At 29.8% G+C, this 25,757-nt stretch carries 22 protein-coding genes and 1 pseudogene; 11 read left to right on the forward strand and 12 right to left on the reverse strand.

Annotated elements, in window-relative coordinates; translation table 11 throughout:
* Positions 1 to 11: 11 nt before the first annotated feature.
* Genes I6E17_RS01815 through mutL form a run of 4 tightly spaced genes read right to left on the reverse strand, consistent with a single transcriptional unit; the run spans position 12 to position 3,145 of the window.
* Positions 12 to 380, reverse strand: coding sequence for a DUF1934 family protein (locus I6E17_RS01815; RefSeq protein ID WP_176829566.1), 369 nt, complete (start codon positions 378 to 380; stop codon positions 12 to 14).
* Positions 380 to 700, reverse strand: a complete 321-nt coding sequence (locus I6E17_RS01820; protein WP_176829565.1) for a hypothetical protein — start codon at positions 698 to 700, stop codon at positions 380 to 382. The genes I6E17_RS01815 and I6E17_RS01820 overlap by 1 nt, the downstream gene beginning before the upstream one ends.
* A 14-nt stretch (positions 701 to 714) precedes the next feature.
* On the reverse strand, positions 715 to 1,182 hold the full coding sequence (gene rlmH / locus I6E17_RS01825; protein ID WP_176829564.1) for a 23S rRNA (pseudouridine(1915)-N(3))-methyltransferase RlmH: 468 nt from the start codon (positions 1,180 to 1,182) through the stop codon (positions 715 to 717).
* Positions 1,183 to 1,195: 13 nt separating this feature from the next.
* Positions 1,196 to 3,145, reverse strand: coding sequence for a DNA mismatch repair endonuclease MutL (gene mutL, locus I6E17_RS01830; protein ID WP_235235141.1), 1,950 nt, complete (start codon positions 3,143 to 3,145; stop codon positions 1,196 to 1,198).
* A gap of 178 nt (positions 3,146 to 3,323) precedes the next feature.
* Here mutL and recJ point away from each other — a divergent pair, with 178 nt between their 5' ends.
* The 6 genes and pseudogenes from recJ (at position 3,324) to I6E17_RS01860 (ending at position 10,612) form a co-directional block, all read left to right on the forward strand.
* The gene (recJ, locus tag I6E17_RS01835) at positions 3,324 to 5,879 is read left to right on the forward strand and encodes a single-stranded-DNA-specific exonuclease RecJ (protein WP_235235142.1); all 2,556 of its coding nucleotides are present in this window, start codon (positions 3,324 to 3,326) and stop codon (positions 5,877 to 5,879) included.
* A gap of 92 nt (positions 5,880 to 5,971) precedes the next feature.
* Positions 5,972 to 7,537, forward strand: a complete 1,566-nt coding sequence (locus I6E17_RS01840) for a ClC family H(+)/Cl(-) exchange transporter (RefSeq protein WP_176829561.1) — start codon at positions 5,972 to 5,974, stop codon at positions 7,535 to 7,537.
* A gap of 20 nt (positions 7,538 to 7,557) precedes the next feature.
* Positions 7,558 to 8,173, forward strand: a pseudogene (locus tag I6E17_RS01845) (copper homeostasis protein CutC).
* A gap of 402 nt (positions 8,174 to 8,575) precedes the next feature.
* Positions 8,576 to 9,346 (forward strand): amino acid ABC transporter substrate-binding protein, encoded by a 771-nt coding sequence (locus I6E17_RS01850; protein WP_176829559.1) that lies wholly within the window; start codon positions 8,576 to 8,578, stop codon positions 9,344 to 9,346.
* Between the two features lies 1 nt (position 9,347).
* A complete protein-coding gene (locus tag I6E17_RS01855) occupies positions 9,348 to 9,977 on the forward strand; it encodes an amino acid ABC transporter permease (RefSeq protein ID WP_176829558.1) in 630 nt (209 codons plus the stop codon).
* Entirely contained in the window at positions 9,977 to 10,612 is a 636-nt protein-coding gene (locus I6E17_RS01860) for an amino acid ABC transporter ATP-binding protein (RefSeq protein ID WP_235235143.1), read from the forward strand. Before I6E17_RS01855 ends, I6E17_RS01860 begins: the two co-directional genes overlap by 1 nt.
* Before the next feature lie 2 nt (positions 10,613 to 10,614).
* On the opposite strand, the gene I6E17_RS01865 is transcribed toward I6E17_RS01860, so the two are convergent.
* The 4 genes from I6E17_RS01865 to I6E17_RS01880 form a co-directional block, all read right to left on the reverse strand.
* Positions 10,615 to 11,580: an NAD(P)H-dependent flavin oxidoreductase gene (locus tag I6E17_RS01865; protein ID WP_235235144.1), complete on the reverse strand. Its 966-nt coding sequence runs from the start codon at positions 11,578 to 11,580 to the stop codon at positions 10,615 to 10,617.
* A gap of 312 nt (positions 11,581 to 11,892) precedes the next feature.
* The gene (locus tag I6E17_RS01870) at positions 11,893 to 12,483 is read right to left on the reverse strand and encodes a TetR/AcrR family transcriptional regulator (RefSeq protein ID WP_235235145.1); all 591 of its coding nucleotides are present in this window, start codon (positions 12,481 to 12,483) and stop codon (positions 11,893 to 11,895) included.
* A gap of 56 nt (positions 12,484 to 12,539) precedes the next feature.
* A complete protein-coding gene (locus I6E17_RS01875) occupies positions 12,540 to 13,949 on the reverse strand; it encodes an OmpP1/FadL family transporter (protein ID WP_235235146.1) in 1,410 nt (469 codons plus the stop codon).
* A gap of 202 nt (positions 13,950 to 14,151) precedes the next feature.
* On the reverse strand, positions 14,152 to 14,616 hold the full coding sequence (locus tag I6E17_RS01880; protein WP_176829553.1) for a tRNA (cytidine(34)-2'-O)-methyltransferase: 465 nt from the start codon (positions 14,614 to 14,616) through the stop codon (positions 14,152 to 14,154).
* Positions 14,617 to 14,760: 144 nt separating this feature from the next.
* On the opposite strand from I6E17_RS01880, the gene I6E17_RS01885 reads away from it, so the two are divergent.
* Entirely contained in the window at positions 14,761 to 15,387 is a 627-nt protein-coding gene (locus I6E17_RS01885; protein ID WP_235235147.1) for an MBL fold metallo-hydrolase, read from the forward strand.
* Positions 15,388 to 15,414: 27 nt separating this feature from the next.
* Positions 15,415 to 16,338, forward strand: coding sequence for an NAD(P)/FAD-dependent oxidoreductase (locus tag I6E17_RS01890; protein WP_235235149.1), 924 nt, complete (start codon positions 15,415 to 15,417; stop codon positions 16,336 to 16,338).
* Positions 16,339 to 16,432: 94 nt separating this feature from the next.
* On the opposite strand, the gene I6E17_RS01895 is transcribed toward I6E17_RS01890, so the two are convergent.
* Together I6E17_RS01895 and I6E17_RS01900 are read right to left on the reverse strand one after the other, a co-directional pair.
* Positions 16,433 to 17,041 (reverse strand): lysine exporter LysO family protein, encoded by a 609-nt coding sequence (locus I6E17_RS01895; RefSeq protein WP_235235150.1) that lies wholly within the window; start codon positions 17,039 to 17,041, stop codon positions 16,433 to 16,435.
* Positions 17,041 to 17,346, reverse strand: coding sequence for a LysO family transporter (locus tag I6E17_RS01900; RefSeq protein ID WP_235235151.1), 306 nt, complete (start codon positions 17,344 to 17,346; stop codon positions 17,041 to 17,043). Before I6E17_RS01900 ends, I6E17_RS01895 begins: the two co-directional genes overlap by 1 nt.
* Positions 17,347 to 17,515: 169 nt before the next feature.
* Between I6E17_RS01900 and I6E17_RS01905 the strand changes: the two genes are divergently transcribed.
* Positions 17,516 to 19,981 carry an AMP-binding protein gene (locus I6E17_RS01905; protein WP_235235152.1) on the forward strand — a complete coding sequence of 822 codons (2,466 nt, stop codon included), beginning with the start codon at positions 17,516 to 17,518 and terminating at the stop codon, positions 19,979 to 19,981.
* 29 nt (positions 19,982 to 20,010) lie between these two features.
* On the opposite strand, the gene I6E17_RS01910 is transcribed toward I6E17_RS01905, so the two are convergent.
* Positions 20,011 to 20,658, reverse strand: coding sequence for a hypothetical protein (locus I6E17_RS01910; RefSeq protein ID WP_176829547.1), 648 nt, complete (start codon positions 20,656 to 20,658; stop codon positions 20,011 to 20,013).
* A 15-nt stretch (positions 20,659 to 20,673) separates the two neighbouring features.
* Complete coding sequence (locus I6E17_RS01915) at positions 20,674 to 21,051, reverse strand: GrdX family protein (protein ID WP_176829546.1); 378 nt, start codon at positions 21,049 to 21,051, stop codon at positions 20,674 to 20,676.
* Positions 21,052 to 21,389: 338 nt separating this feature from the next.
* Here I6E17_RS01915 and I6E17_RS01920 point away from each other — a divergent pair, with 338 nt between their 5' ends.
* Positions 21,390 to 22,424, forward strand: coding sequence for a carbamoyl phosphate synthase small subunit (locus I6E17_RS01920; protein ID WP_235235153.1), 1,035 nt, complete (start codon positions 21,390 to 21,392; stop codon positions 22,422 to 22,424).
* 55 nt (positions 22,425 to 22,479) lie between these two features.
* Complete coding sequence (carB, locus tag I6E17_RS01925) at positions 22,480 to 25,686, forward strand: carbamoyl-phosphate synthase large subunit (protein ID WP_176829544.1); 3,207 nt, start codon at positions 22,480 to 22,482, stop codon at positions 25,684 to 25,686.
* Positions 25,687 to 25,757: the final 71 nt, after the last annotated feature.

Here is a 25,757-nt window from a genome sequence, read left to right on the forward strand (position 1 = left end):
TGCCCCCTTTTTTATTTTTCATATACAGAGAGTTTTATTTCATTTATAAGATTGCCATTTTGATACATTACATAAACAGCTTTAAATCCATTTTCTGAAAGTTCAAACTCTTTGGTGAAAAGATCAAAAGATGTATTAAGGTATTCTGAAATATAATCAAAGGGAGTATTTATCCCTTTTTTTAAAATCATAGAACATTTTACAGAACCTTCTCTAGATATTATAGCAGAATTTTTAAATATTTCTATGGAAGTTTTTCCAAGTTCATCAATAAATTTGTATGAAACAGAATCTCCATCTGTTTTTTTTATGGCAGTGACTGCTCTCACATCAGGATTTCCACCTAATTCATGAGATTCCATAATTAAATTTATTTTCATTAATATTCCTCATCGTAGTCTTCAAATTTGTCATCTATATTAACATGATCTTCACGGTCGTAATATTCATCTTCGTCCCAGTCACCTATATCAGCTTTGTCAAGATACTCCTCTTCCCAGTATTCTAAAATTTCATCAGCAAGGTCTTCATCTTCTATAAGCTCAACTTCTTCCTCGTCATCATTTGAAATGAAAACATATCTGTCTCCATCCTCGTTTTCAACGATGATATACTCATCATGGTCATAAGTTAAATTTGCTAAAACCTCAAATTCAGTTCCAAGATCTTCGTAATAAAAAAATTCTCCTGGTGAATACATAATCTCCTCCTAATTTATTTGTGATACTTTATATTATTTATAATGCTAAACCATCTGTAAATCTGTTCCATAAGAATTAACCTCATAAGCTGATGAGGGAAAGTCATTTTGGAAAAACTTAAAGACAGATTAGAAACTTTTCTTATGTCATCAGAAACACCATAAGAGCCTCCAATGATAAAATTAACAGTGCTGAATCCTTTGATTCCAATATCTTCAATTTTCTGAGCCATTTCTTCAGAGGAAAAGTTTTTTCCTCCAATATCAAGAAGAATATTAAAACCTTTCTTTTTTTCAAGGGTAGCCAGAATGCTTTCAGCTTCTTTTTTTATAGAAAGTTCTCTTTCAAAATCGTTTCCAAATTCTTTAAGTTCAATTATTGAAAGTTTTCCAAAAGCCTGCATTCTTTTTGAAAATTCAGCTATACCATCATTAATATATTTTTCTTTAACTTTTCCTATACAAATTACATTTATATTCATAAAAATTTATTCCTTATTTTCTTTTAAAATTTTTTTCAATATCAAGAGTAGTCAACTTCAAAATAATAGGTCTTCCATGGGGACAAGTATATTCTTTTATAGAATAAAATTTATTAAGAAGTATCTCTATTTCTTCATTTGAAAGAGCTTGATTTGCTTTTATTGCATTTTTACATGAAGCTGTAATAATAGTTTCTTCAATAAGAGTACTTTTAATTTTTGTATTTTTTAAGTCCTCAATAATTTCTCTTACAAGACTTTCTATACTTGAAGAAAATTTTAAATTAGGGACAGCTCTTACAAGGATATCATTTTTTCCAAAAAAATCAATCTCAAATCCAAAGTTTTTTAAAGATTCTTGATGTTCTTCAACAATTTCTCTGTCTTTGTTAGATATATTTATTTTAATAGGGACAAGAAGATTTTGTGTAGAAATTTTTTTATTATGATATTCCTCTTTAAATTTTTCATAGAGAATTCTTTCATGTACAACATGTTGATCGTAGATTTCAAGAACTCCTTTTCTTTCAATAAGAATATATGAATTGGCAAACTGTCCTATAACTCTGTAATCTTTTTTATCTTTCTGAACAGAAATTTCATTTGCCATAGAATTTAGTTTATCAGTTTTTTCATCATTTGAGAACTCTTTTTTTGAAAAATTATATTCTTTAGTTTCTTTTTTTTCAAAAAGATATGAATTTTTATTTGAAGAAACAGAATATTTTTCAGGTTCTCCGATGTTTGAAGCTTTACTTTCTTCAGAAATATTATGAATAATTTCAGTTTTTTCTTTTTCTCTAAAAGTATCTTTGAAGGTTTCAAAAATATCAGGTTCTTTTACTTCGTATTTTTCTTCAGGCTCTGGTATGTCAAAGGATATAGGCTCTGATTTTATAATTTCTTCTTTAAATGTTTTAGGAGTGAAATTTGTAAAATCATTTATATCCAGAAAATTATTTTCTGTTTTTGAATCAAGAGAAATAGAAGGAGAAACAAAATCTTCATCTCCTGTAAGTTTATCTCTTACAGCATCATAAACATAGTTATAAATATATTTTTCATCAGAAAATTTAACTATTTTTTTTGAAGGGTGAACATTTACATCAACTTCACTAGGATCTATTTCTATAAAAAGAATTGCAAATGGGTATCTTCCCTTCATAAGCTTTGTATAATATCCGTCAATTAAAGCTTCTTCAATAATTTTAGATTTCACAGGTCTGTTATTTATAAAAATAAAAATTCCGTCTTTATTTGAACGATTAAGAGAAGTATTTCCTAAAAATCCTAAAGGGAAAGAAACAACATTTTGAAGAGTATTTTTTCCAAAAATCTCAAGAATTGTATTTTTCATTCCTCTTCCACTTGTTCTCAAAATCTCCTTATCTTCAGAAGAAAGAATTATTGAGATATTGGGATTTGCTAAAGCTTCTTGAGTTACAATATCTTTTATATATCTTAACTCTGTGGATTCTTTTCTTAAAAACTTAAGCCTTGCAGGAGTATTAAAGAAAAGATCTTTAATTTCAATTTCTGTTCCCTTTTCTCTTTGGACTTCTTTAAGGTTTGTAACTTTTCCTCCTGAAAGAGTAATTAAGGTTCCTGTTTCATCATTTGCTGTTTTAGAAGAGATACTCATTTTTGAAACAGCTGAAATGGAAGAGAGAGCTTCACCTCTGAATCCATAAGTAAGAATATTTGAAAGATCTTCTTTTGTTGATATTTTACTTGTTGCATGTCTTTCAACAGAAAGAAGGACATCATCTCTTGTCATTCCTTTTCCGTTATCAGAAATTTTAACATATCTGTTTCCGTTTTTTACATTGATTTTTATATATGTGCTTTCAGCATCAATGGAGTTTTCTAAAAGCTCTTTTATCATACTTGCCGGGTTCTCTACAACCTCGCCGGCAGCAATCATATTTGACACTTTTTCATCTAATATTTTAATAATTCCCATGCTTACCTCCAAAGTTATAGTGAATAATATGTATCAGATAAATTATACTTCATTGGAAGAAAAAATTCTATAAATATATAATAATTTTAACATATAGCACCTATTGCTATTTAATGATTAATTTGAGATAATTTAATATAGGAACATTAATTTTCTGAAAAGAAAGAAGAGGACAGAAATGAGAAATACAAGATGGATATACAAAGAAAATAAAAAAAATTATACTATAAAAAAATATAGTCAAGATATGCTTTCAATTCTTGAGAGCAGAGGACTTACTACAGAAGAACAAATTGAAAAATTTATTGAATGTAGTACTTCAGATTTAAGAAATCCTTTTGATCTTGCAGATATGGAAAAAGCTGTTAATTTTATTTTAGAAAAAAGAGAAAAAAAAGAAACAATTTGGATATATGGAGATTATGATGTAGATGGAATAACTTCTACTTCTCTTCTTTATTTGGGATTTAAAGAGATAGGAATAAATACTGAATATTATATTCCTTTAAGAGATGAAGGATATGGGCTTAATAAAAACGCCATTAAAGAGATAAAAGATGCAGGAGGAGATACAGTAATAACCGTTGACTGTGGAATATCATCTTTAGAAGAAATTGATTATGCAAATGAACTTAGAATGAATATGATAATAACAGATCACCATGAGATAAATAATGAACTTCCTAAAGCTTATTGTGTTATAAACTGTAAAAGAGAAGATAATAAATATGATTTTAAAAGTCTTGCAGGAGTTGGAACAGCTTTTATGCTTCTTCTTGCACTATATAGAAAACTTAATATAGAAGATTCAGTTTACAAATATCTTGATATTGCAGCTATAGGAACTGTAGCAGATATTGTGCCTCTTGTTGAAGATAACAGGATAATTGTAAAGCAAGGTCTGAAACAGCTTCGTAAAACAAAATGGAATGGGCTTAATACTCTTCTTAGAAAAATATTCCCAGATTTTAGAGAAAAAGAATATGACACTTATGATGTTGGATTTATAATAGCTCCTGTTTTTAATGCTGCAGGAAGACTTGAAGATGCCAAAATGGGTGTAGAACTTTTTACAAGTGACAATAATAAAGTGTGTGATGAACTTTCATATGCTCTTATGGAAAAAAATGCAGAGAGAAAAAATATACAGTCAGATATTTATGAAAGTGTTGTAGATGAAATTGAAAGAAAAAAACTTTATGAGAAAAATATAATTGTTGCAGCAGAAGAAAATTTTCATCATGGAGTTATAGGAATAGTAGCTTCAAAAATTATAGACAGATATTATAAACCTGCTGTTATAATGGAAATTAAAAAAAATGAAGGGATAGCTACAGCTTCCTGCAGAAGTATAGAAGGCTTTAATATTATAGAAGCACTTAACTCAATGAAAGAGCTTTTTGTAAAGTATGGGGGACATGCAGGTGCTGCAGGTTTTTCAATTCCAATAGAAAATATTGAAATTTTTACAGAGAGAATGGATAAGTATATTGAAGAAAATATGGATAAATCTTATTTTATGAAACCTGTAAAAATAGATAAAGAAGTGCAACTTCAAAAAATTTCATATGATTTTTTAGAAGAAATTTCAAAATTAAAACCTTTTGGCTTTGGGAATCCTATTCCACTTTTTTCAATGAAAAATTGCTCTCATTCAAATTTAAGAAAAATAGGAAAAGATCAGAGCCATATTATGATGAATATTATAAAAAATGGTGTAGAAATTAAAAATTGTATATGGTTTGGGGCAGAGGATATGTTTCAGGATATAGATAAAAATCCTGTTCTTGATATTGCTTTTAAATTGAAATTAGAAATTTTTAAAAACAGATATCAGTATAAAATATATATTGAAGATGTAAAAAAAACAGATACAGAAAAAATAAGAAATACTTTTGAAGAAGACTTGGAACTTTATAATACAAAATTTCCAATAGAAACAGTTTTTTATACAAGAAGAAAAATAAGTGAGAATATAAAACTTATTTATTCAGAGGGAATGGTTTTTGTCACAGATAAGAAAATTACAATAGGTGAGTTAGATGCCCCTGTATCATATCTTCTTACTTCTCTTCATGAAAAATATAATTATAATTTTAAAATAGAAGTTTCAAAAATAGTTCTTACAGATGAAAATTATAATGTGCATATAAAAATAAAAAGAGATTATAATTTTGAATGCTTTAAAATAAAGGCTAATGAAGTATTTATTGAAATAAAGAAATTTCTTATTGGTGAGCTGCCTTATAATAGTTTTCAGAAAAAAATTCTGTCAGGAATATTTAAAAATAGGAAGGCTGTAACAGCAGTGTATGAAGAAAACAGAGGAATAGGAGTTACAGCAAAAACAGTTGCACTTTATTTTAAAACAGCAGGAAAGAAAGTTTTATTTGTAGGGAAAAATATTCCTGATGAAATAAAATATTTTGGTGATATTTCAGAAGAAATTATAAAAGATTATGATTTTTATATTTTCTTTAATGAAAATTTAGAAACTTATCCTGATAATTCTCTTGTATTTTTAAATGAAGAACCCTTAAACAAAGAAAGAGAAATAATAAGAGACAGCTATAAGATTCCTGAGAATGTAATAATAACATCTGAAGAAAATATTTTCTTTAAAGAAAATATTTGGTCTAAGAAAATTTCTCTTAAAAAAAGATATGAAATGCTGGAAAAAATAAAAGCTGGAGAAACAGTTTATGCCAGTGAAGATGTAAAAGAGATTTTCTAAAAATCTGTTGCTTTTAAAGAAAAAAAATGATATTTTAAAAATAGTATATAAAGAAATTGAAATAAAAATTTATTGAAAAGGGGAGGAAAAGAGTGGAAAAAGAAACAGCTGATAAAGCACTTAAAACTCACCACAGTTCACATTTGAGCCTTTATTTTTATGGGGCAGTAGTTGGAATAATAACAGGAATTGTGATTGTGGGTTATAGAGTTTCACTTAGTTTTGCTCAAAAATACAGAGAGATGTTTTATGAATATGTAAGACATACTCTTTTTGATGCTCAGACTATTTTTGTTCTTGCTGTCCTTATTCTTATAACTTCTGTTTTTCTTGGATATGTTGTAGCAAAATATCCAATGATAAAAGGAAGTGGAATTCCACAGGTAAAAGGAGTTCTTATAAGACAGATGGATTTTTCATGGGCAAGGGAACTGGCTGCAAAATTTGTTAGTGGAGTTGTGGCAGTGGGAAGTGGAATGTCTTTAGGAAGAGAAGGACCTTCTGTTCAGCTTGGAGCAGAAGTTGGAACAGGAGTTTTTAAAATTTTTAAAAGAAATGAATACGATAAAAAATATTTAGTTTCATGTGGAGCAAGTGCAGGGCTTGCAGCGGCATTTGGAGCACCTCTTGCTGGTGTTGTTTTTGCAATAGAGGAGCTTCATAAATTTATGTCCCCTCTTCTTGTAACTTGTGTATTAATATCTTCTGTGTGTGCTGAATTTGTTTCAAAATATTTCTTTGGATTCAGCCCAAGTCTTAATATTCATGTTGACACAACTTATCAGTTAAAATATTATTTTTTAATAATTATTTTTGCTCTTCTAATGACAACAATAGGAAAGCTTTTTGAAGAAGCACTTTTAAAAGGACAGGTACTTTACGGAAAAATAAAAATAAATCCAATATTTAAACCTGTTGTCATTATTACAATAACAGCTTTTATGGGAATATTTTTTGCCGATGTAACAGGTGGAGAACATACCCTTGCAGAAAAAGTAATGTATGGAAGTTACACTTATAAAACTCTTATAATTCTTTTTGTGCTTAAGTTTTTATTTACTGCAGCTTGTTTTTCATCAGGAATTCCAGGTGGATTATTTCTTCCTATGATTGTTCTTGGAGCACTAGCAGGAAAAATTTATGGAATGTTTGTGATAAACCTTATTCCAGATGTAACTGCTGGATATGAAGTTTATTTTATAGTTCTTGGAATGGCTGCTCTTCTTACTGCTGTTATGAAGTCACCAATTACAAGTACGATACTTATGCTTGAAGTTACAGGTTCATTCTCTCATTTCTTTCCACTTGTAACAGTGTGTATGATTACTTTCCTTATGACAGAAGTTATAAAGATGAGATCTATAAATGATATTCTTCTTGAGAATATGCTTCCAAAAGGATTGGATGAAAATGGAGATGAAGAGAAAAAAGTTACAATAAAAATTCCTGTAGGGCTTGACAGTTCTATTGACGGAAAAAAAGTAAAAGAAATTGCATGGCCTGAAAGATGCTTGATTGTAGGAATTGACAGAGGAGATAGAGAGATAATTCCCCATGGGGAAACTAAGATACTTGCAGGAGATTTGCTTGTATTTTTAATGGACGAAAGAACAGCTTCAATTGTAAAACCTGTATTGATTCAAATGGGAGAAGAATAAAAAGTACAGGAGGAAAATTTATGAAAACTTTAAAAGAAGCCTGTGTAGAATCTTTTTTTGAAGCAAAAGAAGCAGAAAAAAGAGGAGCAGACAGAATAGAACTTTGTGACAATCTAAGTATGGGAGGAACAACACCTTCTTATGGAACGATAAAAAAAAACATTGGAGAAATTAAAAATTCCTGTTTTTCCAATAATAAGACCTAGAGGAGGAGATTTTTGCTATTCTTCTGATGAAATAGAAATAATGAAAGAAGATATAAAAATTTGTAAATCCCTTGGAGCAAAAGGTGTAGTCCTTGGAATGCTTACAGAAGATAAAAAAATAGACTTTGAACTTGTAAAAGAATTTGTTTCTCTTGCAGCTCCTATGGAAGTAACTTTTCATAAGGCGATAGACGAACTTGAAAATCCTGTTGAAGCAATAGATAGTCTTGCAGAAGCAGGAATAAAAAGAATTCTTTCATCTGGAACAAAGGCAACAGCCCTTGAAGGAGCAGATATTCTAAACAAGATGATAAATAAAGCTGGAGATAGAATAACTATTGTTGTAGCAGGAAAGGTTACTTCAGAAAATTTTAAAGAAGTTTCTGAAAAGATAGTTTCTTCAGAGTATCATGGGAAAATAATTGTCTAAAATATAAAAAAAATTTTGAAAATTAATTTCAGATAAATTCATAAGAAAACTATAAATAAAAAAATTTTGAAAAAGAATTTGAAAAAATATGGTTGACAAAGATGAATTATAGGAGTATCCTTAACACAAGAAATTAAATTTAAATCAAAAGGAGATAACAATGTTAGTAAAAGTTTCATCAGTTATGAAAAACACAATACATCATCACCATAGATAGAGAGTTTGTTTTTATGACGAAGGTTCATAGATGCAGACTCATATTGAAATACAAAAATTTGAGTCTGTATCTATGGCAAGCAATGAAACTTAAATGTTTATCCTGTATATATAAAGCCATCTGATACATTCAGGTGGCTTTTTTATATAATTAATAAATAAATTAAAACTAGGGAGGAGAAAATTATGAAAAGATTACTTATGATTGTTATGATGTTAGTTACTTTAGTTACTGGTGTTTTTGGAGCAGATAAATCTTTTGAAAAGATTCAGAAAAATGGGAAATTTATAGTAGGTCTTGATGCAACATTTGCTCCTATGGGATTTAGAGGAGAAAATGGAGAAATAGTAGGATTTGATATAGATCTTGCAAAAGAAGTAGCAAAAAGATGGGGTGTTGAAGTAGAATTTAAACCATGTGAGTGGGACGGAATAATATTTGATTTAAACAGTGGGAATATTGATATGGTATGGAATGGAATGACAATGACAGAAGAGAGAAAAAGACAAGCAGCTTTTTCTGAGCCATATTTCACTGATGGACAGCTTATTTTTTCTAAAAGAGAAGCAAAAGTAAATAAAGTTGCAGAACTTGAAGGAAAAGTTGTAGGACTTCAGCTTGGAAGTTCAGCAGATTATGCAGTTCAGAAAAGTGATGTATTTTCTAAAATAAAAGAAGTTAAAAAATATGCAACAAATGTGGAAGCTTTAATGGATCTTGAAGCAGGAAGAACAGATGCTGTTGTTGTTGATACAGTTGCAGGAAAATATTACAATTCAAAAAGAGCAACACTTACTTATTCAGAGGAATCTTTAACTAAAGAATATTATGGTGTTGCAATGAGAAAAAATGATAAAGCTCTTGTTGAAAAATTAAATGAGACTTTAAATGAAATGAAAGCAGACGGAACTTTTGAGAAAATTTCTGAAAAATGGTTTGGAAAAGAGGAGAAATAATATGCAGAATGACATTATATTCATACTTAAAGGATTAGGACTTACAGTAAACTTATATGTTTTAACTATGGTTTTTTCTCTTCCTTTGGGAGTTCTTTTATCACTTGGAAGATTGAAAAACAAAGGAATTTTAAATAATATAATTTTATTTTATACTTCTGTTTTCAGAGGAACTCCACTTCTTCTTCAGTTGTTTTTTGTATACTATGGTCTTCCTATGGTATTGGGACTTAGATTTACACCATTTACAGCAGCTGTTGTAACATTTGTGATAAATTATGCTGCATATTTCTGTGAAATATTCAGAGGAAGTATTTTAGGAATAGATAAAGGGCAGTATGAGGCTGCAAAAGTTCTTGGAATGTCATATTGGCAGACAATGAGAAGAATTATTATACCTCAGTCTCTTCTTACAGCACTTCCACCTTTATCAAATGAAGCAATCTCTCTTATAAAAGATACATCTCTTGTATCTGCAATAGGAATGGCTGAGATTTTAAGAAATTCAAGAGAACTTGTAACTCGTGATTTTTCTGTAGTGCCCTTTATAATCTGTGCAGTACTTTATCTTTTAATGTCTGTTGTAGTAATAGGAATTTTTAAGAAACTGGAAGAAAAGGTGATGATATAATGTCTTGCATAAGTGTTAGAAATTTACATAAGCAATATAAAGATGATGAGATTTTAAAAGGGATTGATTTAGATATTGAAAGAGGAGAAGTTATTTCCATAATAGGAGCTTCTGGAGGAGGAAAATCTACATTTTTAAGATGTATGATAGGACTTGAAGATATAAATTCAGGAACAATAGAAACACCAGATAAAAGTAAAATGGGAATGGTTTTTCAGTCTTTTAATCTTTTCCCTCATAAAACAGCTGCACAAAATATAATGGAATCTCTTATTGTGGTTGATAAAATGGATAAGAAAGAAGCTAGGGAAATAGCTCTTAATCTTCTTGATAAGGTAGGTCTTAAAGATAAGGCTGATGTATATCCCAAAACACTTTCAGGAGGGCAGAAACAGCGTGTAGCAATTGCAAGAGCCCTTGCAAAAAATCCTGAAGTTCTACTTTTTGATGAGCCAACTTCTGCTCTTGATCCTGAGATGGTAAAAGAGGTACAGAATGTTATTTCTTTTTTAAGAGATACAAGCAATATTACAATGGTTATTGTAAGTCATGAAATAGATTTTGTAAATCAGATTTCAGATAGAATTGTTGTAATGGAAAAAGGAAAAATAAAAGAGATAATAAAAAACAGATAGCATTATGCTATCTGTTTTTTGTTTTCAGAAATTGAAGAAAATACAGGTGCAAATCTTTCAAAGATTTCATGTACACTTACAATATCATTTATTTTCCAAGCATCTTTTCCAGCAAAGAAAAGTCCCTTTTCTAAATCTCCTTCATGTCCAGCAATAAGACTTTTACTTACACAGAAATTTCTTTTACAATGTTTAAGACATCCAGTACAGCTTTTAGGAGTAAGAGTTTCTTCAGCTAGAAGCTTTTCAGCGAAGGGACTTATAATTGCATTTGCAGGAAGTCCTACAGAACTCATTATTTTGACAATATCCCCTTCTTTACAGTTAATATACATATTTTTAAATTCATCACTTACACTACATTCATGAGTGGCAACAAAACGGCTTCCCATTTGAACACCTGTTGTTCCTAGAGAAAGCATTCTTTCTGCATCATTAGGAGTAATAACTCCTCCAGCCCCAAAAACAGGGATTTTTACATTTTTTGTAATTTCTTCCATAATATCCCAAGAATCAAGGTCAGTTCCAAGATGTCCTCCAGCATTTCCACCTTCAACAACTATAGCATCTGCTCCAAGTTTTTCAGAAATTTTTGCAAGCTTAAGAGATGAAACAATAGGAAAAAGTTTTATACCAGTTCCTTTTACCATTGAAAAAATATCTCTTGAAAAACCAGCACCACATATTATGACATCAACTTTTTCTTCAATACATACATTAACAAGATTTACAAAGTCAGAAGCAGCAAACATTATATTTACTCCAAGAGCTCCCCCTTTGTTTGTTATAAGTTCTCTTGCTTTTCTTATTTCTGCTCTCAGTTCTTCAAGAGGAAGAGCTGTTCCAGCAATAACTCCAATTCCTCCTTCATTGGCAACAGCAGCAGCTAGTTTTGACATAGAACATCTTATTGCCATTCCTCCTTGAATGATTGGAACATTTATTTTTAATCCATTTATATTTAACATTTAAAAACCTCCCTAAATTAAATTACATATGTATTATAACATTGTTATGTTATAAAAGAAAGAATTAAATTACATATGTTTTTTTAAATTACATGAAAGTTCTCAAAAAATTAATTTAAATGATTTAAATTTAAAATATTAAAAATAATAAAATTTCATAGAAAAGTTGAAAAAATTTTTTAAAAATATATTTAAAAGTTAATAAAATATGGAAAATAAAACAAGATTTTGTTATGAAAATATAAAATAGATAAAAATAAAAAAATCTGCTGTAATTTAATATATTACAGCAGATTTAGTATCTGAAAAATATTATTTATTGTTTAAAGAACTGTTATAATCTTCAAGTCTTTTATAAAGCATTGTAGCAGCTCCCTGCATAAGTCTTTCTTTTATATATTCATCATCAGGCTCATTATCTGCAGGGAAAAATCCTGTTGCAATGAGAGTTGATAAACCATGGGCATAAGTCCAGCAGTCAAAGAAAAGCATATCTTTAAATTCATTTGAAAGAGAGTTAAATCTGCTGTCTTTATTCATTTCTACTTTTATAACATCTCTGAATTCTCTTATAAGATCAGAGAAAGATTGTTCTCTTAAGAATATAGATATAAAAAGCTGTTTGTTTTCTTTGGCAAAAGTACATATACCTATTCCAATGTTAAGATAAATTTTATCTGTAACAGGTCTTTTTAAATATTCAAGAAATCTGTCTTTTGCAACAGATATAAGTTCATTTTTCAGTTGTGTAATAGAGTCATAATGTGCATATATAGGTGCAGGAGATGACGAAAGAGCCTTCCCGAGATTTCTTGCAGTAATAGCTTCCAGACCCTTAGTTTCAAAAAGAGCAAATGCCTGATCAAAAATTTGCTTTTTTGAAAAAACTGCTTTTTTAGGCATAAAGTTTACCTCCGTATTAACATTAAACTATAGTCAACCTATTATAGCACAAAATTCTAGAATTTTTTAGTATAGCTGAATCCAATTGAAGAAATATTTTTATCATATCTTTGAGCATTTTCAACACCGGCATATTTTTCTCTAAAGTCTCCATCTGTTGCTTCATAGAAGTAATGACTTGTTGATACAACCCATTCAGTATCTTCATTTGGTCTATATTTAACCCCAAATCCAACTAAGAAAGAATCAAGTGCATATTCTACATCCATATAAGATTCTTTAGGAGCTCCAGTTTTAGCATAGTTTACTCCACCAAGTACAGCCCATTTTTCATTTAGCCAGTATTCGGTACCAACAGATATTTCCCAACCATTATCATATTCAAGTCCAGTAGATTTTATTTTATTAGTTAATAAATCTCTATATTTTACATCTTTATCAATTTTAGCTGATTCGTTAAAGTAATAGTTTGCTCCATAGAACATTGTCCATTTATCTGTAACTTTTTGTGAAGCTCCCACAGCTAAAATAGCTGGTAAATCTCTTCTATGTTTTGCTCCATCAGCATATTGAGGGAAAAAGTTTTCAAATCCTTTATTTCCTAATAATCCACCTACAGGTGAAGTTTGAGCAAAATGTAATTTATCAGAAGTTGCATCAGCTTCAAATTCCATTTTTACTTTAGTATCATATCTCATTGCAAAATTCCATGTATCATTATAAGCATAGTTTAAACCAATCTGTCCTCCAAATCCCCATGCAGTTCTTTCAGAATCAATATCAGCTCTAAGGTTTTCATTAACAGGTAAGTTCATGCCAGTATTATTATCCATAGCTCCATTAGGAATTACTCCAGTTAAATCAGCATTTAAATTAGCTTTTAAATTTCTCCAACCATAAACTACTCTACCTGCAACAGACATTGAAAGTTTATTATTAATATTCCATGCAGTACCTATAGTAGTTTGAGCATACATATTTTCTCCCTCTGCCCAAGAACCTTTATCCTTTGCATTAAGAAGATTATATGTCATTCCAGGAATAGCATCTTCTAAAACTTTTATTCCTGCAACACCATCTTTATATTCTAGGTCTCCTCCCCCTGCAATTCCACCAAATGTCCAGAAGAATGCTCTGTCATCTTGTTTTTTAATTAAAGCAAAGTTTGGAATAGGAGCTAATAAATCAGCAGAATATTCTCCTCCATCTCCTTTATTTGTATGGTATTTCATAGTTTCTTTACCAAATGCAAGCTGAACTCCTCCAGTAAAGTAAGTTCCATTTTCAAGTCTCATAATTCCTGCAGGGTTATAATATGCAGAAGTAGTAGGGCTGATTGCAGCCTGCTGAGCCATATTTGCATTGTACTCAGCTGTATAGTTTTGAATGTGGTCTATTGATGCACCAAAAGCTGTAGTTCCAAGAGCAGCAATCAGTGTAATAAGTCCAAATTTTCTTAAATTCATTTTTTAAAAAACCTCCCCAATAAAATAACAAGTGTAATAATAACAGTAGTAATATAACACTTGTTTTTTAAAAATGCAAGAATTTTTTTAAAAAGCATTAAAAATTTTTACTTAAAAAGCTTCTCAAAACAGCTTTAAAGTATTATTTAGAAGAAATAAAAAAACAGAGCAATTATATATCACTCTGTTTTTTATTATATTTTTATTCAGCATCAGAAAATTTAAAACCAGTTTGTCTAAGAGCCTCATAAAGAATAATGGCAGCAGAATTTGAAAGGTTAAGAGAACGCCCCATAGGAATCATAGGAATAGTTATACATCTGTCTGCATATTTATCAAGAATTTCTTTTGGAAGCCCTCTTGATTCAGGTCCAAAAATTATAAAATCATTTTCATGGTATGTTACATCAGAATATTTGTTTTTGCATTTTGTTGTGGCAAAATAGAAATTTCCTTGAGGATTTCCTTTAACAAAATCTTCAAAACTTTCCCATACAGTAAGATCTACAAGATGCCAGTAATCAAGTCCAGCTCTTTTAACTTCTTTTTCATCTATAGAAAATCCAAGTGGCTTTATAAGATGAAGCTTTGTATTTGTAAGAACACAAGAACGCCCTATATTTCCTGTGTTGTAAGGTATCTCAGGTTCAAATAAAACTATATTCATAAATTCCTCCTTAATTATCTTCTTAAATTATATTTAACAAAGATAATTTTATCATATTTTTTAAATAAATCCCATAATAATATTTTGATTTTTTTTGTAAAAAATGTTAATTTATAGTTGAAAGACTAAACAGGAGGTTACTGAATGAAAGTAAAAAGATTTCATACTGGACCATTCCAAACAAACAGTTTTCTTGTATGGAATGAAAATAAAGAGGCATATTTCTTTGACTGTGAAGGAGAAAGTTTAAATAAAGTTTTTGATTTTATAGAAGAAGAAGGATTGAATTTAAAATATATAGTTTTAACTCATGGACATGGAGATCATATAGCAGGTCTTACTAAACTTAAAAATCACTATCCAGAGGCAGTTGTATATATAGGTGAAGAGGAAAGAGAATTTTTCCATAATCCTCAGCTTAATCTTTCTCCATATATAGGAGGAAGGGAATATGTATATGAAGACAGTTTTAAAACTGTAAGAGAAGGAGATAAAGTAGGAGAATTTACAGTAATGGATACTCCTGGGCATACAATAGGTTCAAAATGTTTCTATAATAAAGAAAATAAAATTTTAATTTCAGGAGATACTATGTTCAGAAGAAGTTTTGGAAGATCTGATCTTCCTACAGGAAATGGAACACAGCTTTTTAAAAGCCTTGCAAAATTATGTGCAAGACTTCCTGAAGATACAGTTGTATACAATGGACATATGGAGCCTACAACTATAGGAGAGGAAAAAAGATTTTTAAGTTCTCAGGGGATTATTTAAAATTCAGGGAAATTAAGGAGGCATCAAATGGAAAAAATATATGATTTAGTAATAGTTGGAGGAGGACCTGCAGGTCTTACATCAGCAGTATATGCAGGGAGATCAAATCTTTCTGTTCTTGTAATAGAAAAAGAAAATGTAGGTAGTCTTTATATGGCACACCTTGTAGATAATTATCCTGGATTTCCAGTTGGTATAAGTGGAAAAGGATTGCAGCTTGAAATGAGAAAGCAAGCTCTTAAATTTAATACAGAATTTTTAAATGCAACATTTCTTGGAATAGATATTTATTCAAATCCTAAAATTGTTAAAACAGATAAAATAAATGTAAAAGCTAAAGCAATTATTATTGCTACAGGAACAGGAAAATTTGGTGGAAAGAAAATTTCTGGAGAAAAAGAATATCTTGGAAAAGGTGTTTCTTATTGTGCAACTTGTGACGGGGCTTTTACAAGAAATATGACAGTTTCTCTTTTTGGAAATGGAGATGAGGTAGCCGAAGAGGCACTTTTCCTTACTAAATATTCAAAAGAAATTCTTATATTCACAAAAGATGAAACTCTTCAGTGCAAAAAAGAACTTCTTGATACTTTAACTGCAAATGAAAAAGTAAAAATTATAGGAAATGCAGAGCTTCAAGAATTAAAAGGACATGAATATCTTGACTTTGCTACTGTAAAAGTAGGAGAAGAAATAAAAGAATACACAGTTCAATATGCTTTTATGTATCTTGGAACAAAAAATCTTTCAGAACTTTATGGAGAAATGGCTAAACTAGATGATGAAGGATATATAATTACAGATGAAAATATGAAAACTTTTACAGAAGGAATTTTTGCAGCAGGAGATGTAAGAAGCAAAAGAATAAGACAGGTAACAACAGCTGTAAGTGATGGAACAATAGCAGGCATGGAAGCTATAAAATATATTCTTATGAATAATAAAAAATAAAGTAAAGAAGGGGCTATTGCAGATCTATAAAAATAAAATTTTATTTTTATAAATTAGAAAATGCAACAGCCCTTATTGATTTTAATATTTAAATTTAAACAGCACTTAAATTAAAAATAGAAATACATAAAGTTACAAGAAAAGGAACTGCTGTTGTAAGAACTATTCCTGAGAAAAATGCAACTATTGATATGTCAGCTGAATTATTTCTATTTATAATAGGAAGTAGAGTATCCATAGCTGTAGCACCTGCCACTGAAACAGATTCAAGAGAACCTATATATTTAGCAATAAAAGGAACAGAAAAAATAGCTAAAAGTTCCCTTAAAACATTAGTAAGAAATGCAAGGCTTCCAAGTTCTGCACTTATTTTTGAAAGTTCAATAGCTGAAAGAGAATACCATCCAAGACCAGCACTGACAGCTATTCCCTGACCTGTAGTCAGAGTAGTGAAAATAGAACCTATATATCCTCCTATAAGAGAACCTATTATTGTGCTTATGGGAAGAAACCAAATTTTTTTACCAAATTTTTTAAGTTTTGGAAAAATATCTCCACTGTCTCCTATATCCATTCCTACGAAAAAAAGAAGAAGACAAAGACCTAAACTTACCACTCTGTCAGAATTTGCAATTAAGATATCACTTCTGAAGAAAAATCCTGAAAGAGCTCCAATAATAATAGCAATAGTAATTCCAAGCATTATCTGACCTCCTTTTTATTCTTTGATGAAAAAAACTTTATCCCCATAAAACATATATATGTAAATAAAACACTTCCTCCTGCTGTGCATAAAGCAAAGATTACAGATTGCTTTCCAATAATTTTAAAGTTTAAAAGAATACTGTCGTCAACACCTATCTTGTATCCCATAGTTCCAAGAAGAATAAAAAGAGATATAGACTGTAGAGTTCCCAATCTTTTTTTTACAGCCTGAGGTATCAGTTTTTTCTTGGCAAGAAAAGCACCTAAAGACATTATCACTACATAAAACAAAATTTGTCCCATATTTAAAATCTCACCCCACATAAAAAATGATTATTTCATACAAGGATATAGTATAAAATTAAGTTTGTCAATAAAATCTTTAGAAATACATTGTTAGTATTTCATAAATGTGTTATAATTTTTAAAATTACATGTGTTATATTTTTTAATATAAAAGGAGAGATAAGGGTTGATATTTTTAAAAGATTATAATAAAACAGCCATAATTTATGACGACAGGGAATATTCGTACAAAGAAGTTATTTTGAGTGCTAAAAGTTTCAGTGAAAGAATATCCATAAATAAAGAAGACAGAGTAATAATTTTTATGGAAAACAGACCTGAACTTTTATTTAGTTTTTTAGGTATATGGAATAAACAAGGAACATGTGTATGTCTTGACGGAAGTTTTTCTGGAGAAGAACTTACATATTATGTAAAAGATTCACAGCCAAAATATATTTTTACTTCAAGCGCAAATTATGAAGAAGCAGTGAAAGCTCTTAAAATATCAGAAATGGAAAATTCTGTTGAAATACTTGTAGTTGATGATATACCAGTTGATTATAAAGGAGAAGATCTTACAATAGAGATAGAGGATAAATATTTTGTTTCTCTTATTCTTTATACATCAGGTACAACAGGAAATCCTAAAGGTGTTATGCTTACTTTTGATAATATTTTAATAAATATGGAAGGGCTTGATGAATATAAAATGTTTAGAACAACAGACAGAGTTCTTGCTCTTCTTCCAATGCATCACATTTTCCCTCTTCTTGGAGCAGGTGTTGTTCCTTTAGGAAAAGGATCTACAATAGTATTTTTAAAAGAAGTTTCTTCTCAAGCAATGGTTGAAGCTCTTCAGAAATATAAAGTAACATTTATAATAGGTGTTCCTAAATTATGGGAAATGCTTCATAAAAAAATAATGGAAAAAATAAACAGCAGTAAGATAACAAAGGCTGTTTTTAAGCTTGCAGAAAAAATAGACAGCAGAGGATTCAGCAAGAAAATATTTAAAAAAGTTCACGAAGGATTTGGAGGAAATATAAGATTCTTTGTTTCAGGAGGTTCAAAACTTGATCCTCAGATTTCAAGAGATTTTCTTACTCTTGGAATAGAGGTATGTGAAGGATATGGACTTACAGAAACTTCTCCTATGATAAGTTTTACTCCTACAGGTCAGATAGTTCCTGGAAGTGCTGGAAAAATTCTTACAGGAGTAACTGTAAAAATTGCAGATGATGGTGAAATTCTTGCAAAGGGAAGAAATGTAATGAAAGGATATTACAGAAGACCTGATGCAACAGCTGAGGTAATAGATAAAGATGGATGGTTTCATACAGGTGATTTAGGAGAACTTAAAGGAAATCTTTTATATGTAACTGGAAGAAAAAAAGAGATGATAGTTTTATCAAATGGTAAAAATATTAATCCTATAGAGATAGAACAATGGATAATGGCAAATACAGATCTTATTAAAGAAATGGCTGTTATGGATTATGAGGACAAACTTACAGCAGTGATTTATCCTGATTTTTATAAACTTCATGAAGAGGGAATAACAAATATAACAGAAACATTTAAAAAAGGTGTTATAGATAAATATAATAAGCAAGCTGCAAGTTATAAAAAAGTTCTTGATGTAAAAATAGTACAAGATGAACTTCCTAAAACAAAAATTGGAAAAATAAGAAGATTTATGCTTAAGGATGTAATTGAAAAGAAAGAAGAGAAAAGAGAAGATATAAAAGAACCTGCAACAGAAGAATATAGAAATATAGCAGCTTTTATAAAATCAATAAAAAATAAAACAGTTATACCTACAGCCCATCTTGAACTTGATCTTGGACTTGATTCATTAGATACAGTAGAGCTTCTTTCATATATAGAAGGAACTTTTGGTGTAAAAATTGATGAGCAGACTTTTGTAGAATATTGTACAGTTGAAAAACTTGCAGAGTATGTTGAAAAGCATTCAAGTGAAATGATAAATGATGCAAAAATAGATTGGAAAGAGATACTTCTTAAAGATGGAGAAGGAGAACTTCCTAAATCAAATGGAATAGGAAAAATTATAAAATTACTTCTTAAACCAGCATTTACTTTTTTTGTTAAGATAAAAAAAGAGGGAACAGAAAATATAGAAAAAAATGAGCCTGTAATATTTGCAGGAAATCACCAAAGTTTCCTTGATGGATTTATAGTAAATCAGGCTGTTCCTAACTCAGTTCTTGACAAAACTTATTATTTTGCTGATATTAAGCATTTTAAAAAAGGGTATATGAAATTTATGGGTGAAAACTCAAATATAATATTTGTAGATATCAATAAAAATCTTATAAATTCTCTTCAGCTTCTTTCAAAGGCACTTAGAAATGGAAATAATATAGTTATTTTCCCAGAAGGAACGAGAACAAGAGATGGAAAAATGATGCCATTTAAAAAATTCTTTGCAATTCTTTCAAAAGAACTTAATATTCCTATAGTTCCTTTTGTTCTTGATGGAGCTTATGATGTATATCCTCCAAGTGCAAAACATCCTAAAGCAGGTACTGTAAAAGTTAAGTTTTTAGAAAAAGTATATCCTGAAAATATGAGTTATGATGAAATAACAGAGAAAATTTATAAAAAGATTCATGAAGAAGTTAAATAAAAAAGAGGAGAAGTATTTCTCCTCTTTTTCTATAATGTGTAAGCTAAATCTACTCCAGCTTTTAAAAGTTCTTTATTTGTATAATTTTCTCCCTGTGAAATTTTATAGATTATTTTACTATCAACATCTTTATCAGCTTTTAATTTTTTTGCAGACTCAAGAGACATAGCTTCAATAAATGCTGGTTCAAGAAAATGAATCATATTTGGATTTAATGGAAACTCAGCTGTCTCTTTAAACATAATCAGACAGTCATCATTTTCATCAACAGCTTCAAGAAATTTATCAAGGTTTCTCCAGTCACACGCACCTTTAAGTTCAAAAATAATATTTTCTTTTTTTAAATTAAATTTTGAAATAAGCCTTTCTGTAGCAGAAGAAAAGTAATGTGCATCTCCTATATAATTCACTCTTAAAGTGTGAAAAAGTCTGCAGTCTTTATAACCAAGTTCTTCAGCTGCATGATATACTCTTTCCTGAAGTTTTACAAGAAAGAATTCAAGTATTCCTTCATCATAAGCTAAATCGTAAACTTCTTCTTTATTAGGATATCCTCCCTCGTCAAAATCTTTAGCAATTTTATATCCGTAGACAGAATTATCTTTTAAATCGTAAACAGGTACAAATCTAAATTTTGCTTTTTCTAAAAGTATTTTAAAAAGATTATTAGCTGCCATATAATCACCACCTTATCAGTTTAATTCTTTAATGCTGTTTATAATAAGGTTAAGGTCAATAAATCTGAATTCTTCAAGAATATTTTCATCAGAAGTCAGAGGAAGAGGGGCAGGAAGTTTTTCTGCAATTTGAAGCACTCCTCCTATGATATCAAGAGAACTCATATTGTTTTCAGCAGGCAGCCTTGAAATTAAAATTGTTTTAAAAGGATTGCTGCTGTTTTCTATATGGGAAACTATAGGATCACTTAAAATTTTGTGTCCTTTTATGACATAGTTATGAATTTCTTCAAGAAGTTCAAGAAGACTTTTTTCTTTTAAAAACAGGACTTCATCAGTTTCTTTGTAAAAGTTGTAAACTTTCGGATTATTTGTAATAATAATAAATTCCATAGAATTCCTCCCAAAATTAAACCATTTCATAGATAAATTATATCACAAAAGAAAAATTAAAAAAATATATAAATTTTTACAGAAATAAAACAAAAAAATTTATTGACAAGATGTAATTTTTGAAGTATACTTTCTTTTAGAAATAAAATCAGGGAGGCACAGAAAAAGATGATGAGGAAAGAATGTATGAAATCAGGAAATAACATTTTTTCATGGGTTAAGTCATTTTTTAGTGTTTTCTCAATATTTTTTAATTTTATTTTTGAATTTAATTTTGTAGCCAAGATATAACATTTTAGTTATATCTTTTTTTTTATAAAATATTTGGGAGGTTTTTAATGAAAGGAAAATTAATTCTTGAAAATGGTAAAGTTTTTGAAGGAAAAATTTTTGGGGAATTAGCAGATTCTGTCGGAGAGATTTCTTTCAATACAGGTATGACCGGATATCAGGAAATGCTTACAGATCCTGCAGGACATGGACTTATGATGGTTATGACTTATCCAATGATAGGGAACTATGGAATAAATACAGAGGATATGGAATCAGACAGAATACATTTAAGAGCTCTTATAATAAAAGAAGATGCGAAACTACCTAATAACTTCAGATGTGAAATGACTTTAGATGGATTTTTAAGACAATATAATGTTACAGGATTTAAGGGAGTTGATACAAGATACCTTACTCAAATTATAAGAGATAACGGAAGCATGAAAGCTATAATAACAGCTGAAGATTTAACAAAAAAAGAAATTCAAGAAAGATTTGAAAGCTTCTCAAATAAAAATGCAGCAAAAGAAGTAAGTTGTAAAGAAAAATATGAAATTAAAGGTGAAGGAAAAAGAATAGGTGTTCTTGATTTAGGAGTAAAAAGAAGCACACTGGATTATCTAAAATCAGAAGGATTTGATGTGGTTGTATTCCCTTATAATACAACAGCAGAAGAAATATTAAACGAAAATCTTTCTGCACTTATAGTTTCAAATGGGCCAGGAAATCCTGAAGATTTATCAGAAACAATAGAAGAACTTAAAAAACTTATAGGAAAAGTTCAAATATTTGGAGAAGTTTTAGGACATCAGGTTCTTGCTCTTGCTCTTGGAGGAAAAACAGCAAAACTTAAATATGGACATAGAGGAGGATATCCTGTAAGAGATATGAAAACAGGAAAAGTTATAATAACTTCTCAAAACACAGGATATGTTGTAGAAGAACTTCCTGAAGGTGTAGAAATGACTCATCAAGGAATAAATGTAAAAACAATAGAGGGAATGAAAAGTGAAGCTTTAAAAGTTACAGGTGTACAATTTATGCCTGATTTATATGAAAGTCCAAAAGATGTTTTTGTAAACTTTTTAAAACTTGTTTAATTGTTCTGTAAGAGTTGAAAAATTATAGATGGGAAATTTTAGGAGGAAATAGATAATGTTGGATAAATCAATAAAGAAAGTATTAGTAATAGGTTCAGGACCAATTATCATAGGACAGGCAGCAGAATTTGACTATTCAGGAACACAAGCTTGCGAAACTTTAAAAAGTGAAGGAATAGAAGTTGTTCTTATAAACTCAAACCCTGCTACAATAATGACAGATAAAACTGTTGCAGACAGAATATATGTAGAACCTATCACAGCAGAATTTGTTGAAAAGGTAATAGCTAAAGAAAGACCAGATTCTCTTCTTGCAGGAATGGGAGGACAGACAGCTCTTAACCTTGCAGTAGAACTTACAGAAAAAGGAATCTTAGAAAAATATGGTGTAAAAGTTATAGGAACATCAGTTGAATCAATAAAAAAAGGTGAAGACAGGGAAATATTCAGGGAAACTATGGAAAAAATAGGAGAACCTTGTATAGAAAGTGAAATAGTTGAAAGCCTTGAGCATGGAAGAGATGTTGCAAAAGAAATAGGATATCCTGTTGTTGTAAGACCTGCTTACACAATGGGAGGAACAGGGGGAGGAATTGCAAACAACCCTAAAGAACTTGAAGAAATTCTTTTAAAAGGACTTGCACTTTCAAGAGTTGGACAAGTTCTTATAGAAAAATCAATCCTTGGATGGAAAGAAATAGAATACGAAGTAATGAGAGATAAAAACGGAAACTGTATTACAATATGTAATATGGAAAATGTTGACCCTGTAGGAATTCATACAGGAGACTCAATAGTTGTTGCTCCAACTCAAACACTTACTCATAAAGAAGCAGTGATGCTTAAAAAATCAGCTTTAAAAATTCTTGATGAAGTAGGGGTTGTAGGAGGATGCAATGTTCAGTTTGCTCTTCATCCAAAATCAATGAAATATGCAATTATAGAAATTAACCCAAGAGTTTCTCGTTCATCAGCTCTTGCATCAAAAGCAACAGGATACCCTATTGCAAGAGTATCAACTAAGCTTGCTTTAGGATACAATCTTGATGAAATAGTAAATGAAGTTACAGGAGAATCATATGCTTGTACAGAACCTACAATAGACTATATAGTTGCAAAAATTCCTAAATGGCCTTTTGATAAATTCAGAAATGCCAATAAAGTTCTTGGAACAAAAATGATGGCAACTGGAGAAGTTATGTCAATAGGTGACAACTTTGAAGCAGCATTCTTAAAAGGACTTAAATCACTTGAAATAGGAAGATTTAACCTAGAGCATCCAGCAGTTAAAAAACTTACAATGGAAGAACTTAAAAAAGCAGTTGTAAGACCTGACGACGAAAGAATTTTCGTGGTTGCTGAAATGCTTAGAAGAGGATATATAAAAGAAAAATTACAAAAAATTACAGGTATAGATAAATTCTTCATGGAGAAAATTGAATGGCTTGTAAAACAGGAAGAAATTTTAAAGAAAACTAAATTTAAAGATTTAGATGTTCAATATTTAAGAAAATTAAAGAAAAAAGGATTCTCTGATAAAGGAATTGCTGAACTTATGGGAGTAAGTGAAGAAGATATAAGAAGCAAAAGACTTGAGCATGGAATAATCCCTGCATATAAGAGAGTTGATACTTGTGCTGCAGAATTTAAAGCACAAACTTCTTACTTATACTCAACATATGATGAGCATGATGAAGTTGAAGTTGAAAACAGAAGAAAGATAATAGTTATAGGTTCAGGACCTATAAGAATTGGACAAGGAATAGAATTTGACTACTGTACAGTTCATTCAATAAAAACTTTAAAGAAAATGGGAATTGAAAGTATAATTATAAATAATAACCCTGAAACAGTATCAACTGACTATAATACAGCGGATAGATTATACTTTGAACCTTTAATTTTAGAAGATGTTCTTAACATTATAGAAAAAGAAAAACCAGAAGGAGTAATTCTTCAGTTTGGAGGACAAACAGCAATAAAACTTGCAAATGCTCTTGCTGAAAGAGGAATAAAAATTCTTGGTACATCAGCTGAAAAAATAGATGAAGCTGAAGACAGAGAAAAATTTGAAGAAATGATGGAAGAACTTGATATAAAAAGACCAAGAGGAAGAGCAGTATGGGATATTAATCATGGTATAGAAATTGCAAATGAAATAAAATACCCTGTTCTTGTAAGACCTTCTTATGTTCTTGGAGGACAAGGAATGGAAATTTGCCATGATGAATATAACCTTGTAAAATATCTTGAATCATCATTTGACAGAGATCCTGAAAACCCAGTTCTTATAGATAAATATCTTAACGGAATTGAACTTGAAGTAGATGCAATTTGCGATGGTGAAGATGTTCTTATACCTGGTATCATGGAACACCTTGAAAGAGCAGGAGTTCACTCTGGAGACTCAATAACAGTATATCCACAACAAAATTTATATGAAGGAACAGAAGAAAAAGTTCTTGAAATAACAGCAAAAATTTCTAAGGCTCTTGGAACAAAAGGTATGATGAACATTCAGTTTATAGCTTATGAAAATGAGCTTTATGTAATTGAAGTAAACCCAAGATCATCAAGAACAGTACCATATATTTCTAAAATCTCAGGACTTCCTGTTATAGAAATAGCTACAAGAATAATTTTAGGGGAAACTTTACATGAAATAGGTTATGGAACAGGAATTTATAAAAAACCAAATGTTGTTGCAGTAAAAGTACCTGTATTCTCAACAGAAAAATTATCAAATGTTGAAGTATCTCTTGGACCTGAAATGAGATCAACAGGAGAAGTTTTAGGAATAGGAAATACAGTGGATGAAGCAATATATAAAGGACTTCTTGCAGCAAAAAGAGTTCATAAAGTTTCAGGAAGAAAAATACTTCTTACTATAAGAGATAAAGATAAAGAAGAGTTCTTACCAGTTGCTAAAGAACTTATAGATTTAGGATGTACTTTATATGCAACAGCAGGAACACAAAAATATCTTGAAGGACATGGTGTTAAAGCTGAAGTTGTAAGAAGAGTAGGAGAAGCAGAACCAAATATTCTTACAATGCTTATGAACAGACAGGTTGACCTTCTTATAAATACTCCTACAAAAGCAAATGATGCTCAAAGAGATGGATTTAAAATGAGAAGAACAGCTATAGAATATGGTGTAGAAGTTCTTACTTCAATAGATACTTTAAATGCAGTTATAAGAATGGAGAAAAAACATCTTAAAGAAGGAGAACTTGAAATATTTGATATTTCAAAATTATAATAAATAAAAAGTAATCAAGAGGCTTCGGAGGAATTCGGAGCTTCTTTTTTTTATGAAATTAAAGAAAAAAG

Source organism: Fusobacterium perfoetens (assembly GCF_021531595.1).
GTDB lineage: Bacteria > Fusobacteriota > Fusobacteriia > Fusobacteriales > Fusobacteriaceae > Fusobacterium_B.

Excerpts from the sequence above, each read along its gene's own strand:
- I6E17_RS01815 (WP_176829566.1), bottom strand. The coding sequence starts at position 380 with ATGAAAATAAATTTAATTATGGAATCTCATGAATTAGGTGGAAATCCT.
- I6E17_RS01820 (WP_176829565.1), bottom strand. The coding sequence starts at position 700 with ATGTATTCACCAGGAGAATTTTTTTATTACGAAGATCTTGGAACTGAA.
- rlmH (WP_176829564.1), bottom strand. The coding sequence starts at position 1,182 with ATGAATATAAATGTAATTTGTATAGGAAAAGTTAAAGAAAAATATATT.
- mutL (WP_235235141.1), bottom strand. The coding sequence starts at position 3,145 with ATGGGAATTATTAAAATATTAGATGAAAAAGTGTCAAATATGATTGCT.
- recJ (WP_235235142.1), top strand. The coding sequence starts at position 3,324 with ATGAGAAATACAAGATGGATATACAAAGAAAATAAAAAAAATTATACT.
- I6E17_RS01850 (WP_176829559.1), top strand. The coding sequence starts at position 8,576 with ATGAAAAGATTACTTATGATTGTTATGATGTTAGTTACTTTAGTTACT.
- I6E17_RS01855 (WP_176829558.1), top strand. The coding sequence starts at position 9,348 with ATGCAGAATGACATTATATTCATACTTAAAGGATTAGGACTTACAGTA.
- I6E17_RS01860 (WP_235235143.1), top strand. The coding sequence starts at position 9,977 with ATGTCTTGCATAAGTGTTAGAAATTTACATAAGCAATATAAAGATGAT.
- I6E17_RS01865 (WP_235235144.1), bottom strand. The coding sequence starts at position 11,580 with ATGTTAAATATAAATGGATTAAAAATAAATGTTCCAATCATTCAAGGA.
- I6E17_RS01870 (WP_235235145.1), bottom strand. The coding sequence starts at position 12,483 with ATGCCTAAAAAAGCAGTTTTTTCAAAAAAGCAAATTTTTGATCAGGCA.
- I6E17_RS01875 (WP_235235146.1), bottom strand. The coding sequence starts at position 13,949 with ATGAATTTAAGAAAATTTGGACTTATTACACTGATTGCTGCTCTTGGA.
- I6E17_RS01880 (WP_176829553.1), bottom strand. The coding sequence starts at position 14,616 with ATGAATATAGTTTTATTTGAACCTGAGATACCTTACAACACAGGAAAT.
- I6E17_RS01885 (WP_235235147.1), top strand. The coding sequence starts at position 14,761 with ATGAAAGTAAAAAGATTTCATACTGGACCATTCCAAACAAACAGTTTT.
- I6E17_RS01890 (WP_235235149.1), top strand. The coding sequence starts at position 15,415 with ATGGAAAAAATATATGATTTAGTAATAGTTGGAGGAGGACCTGCAGGT.
- I6E17_RS01895 (WP_235235150.1), bottom strand. The coding sequence starts at position 17,041 with ATGCTTGGAATTACTATTGCTATTATTATTGGAGCTCTTTCAGGATTT.
- I6E17_RS01900 (WP_235235151.1), bottom strand. The coding sequence starts at position 17,346 with ATGGGACAAATTTTGTTTTATGTAGTGATAATGTCTTTAGGTGCTTTT.
- I6E17_RS01910 (WP_176829547.1), bottom strand. The coding sequence starts at position 20,658 with ATGGCAGCTAATAATCTTTTTAAAATACTTTTAGAAAAAGCAAAATTT.
- I6E17_RS01915 (WP_176829546.1), bottom strand. The coding sequence starts at position 21,051 with ATGGAATTTATTATTATTACAAATAATCCGAAAGTTTACAACTTTTAC.
- I6E17_RS01920 (WP_235235153.1), top strand. The coding sequence starts at position 21,390 with ATGAAAGGAAAATTAATTCTTGAAAATGGTAAAGTTTTTGAAGGAAAA.
- carB (WP_176829544.1), top strand. The coding sequence starts at position 22,480 with ATGTTGGATAAATCAATAAAGAAAGTATTAGTAATAGGTTCAGGACCA.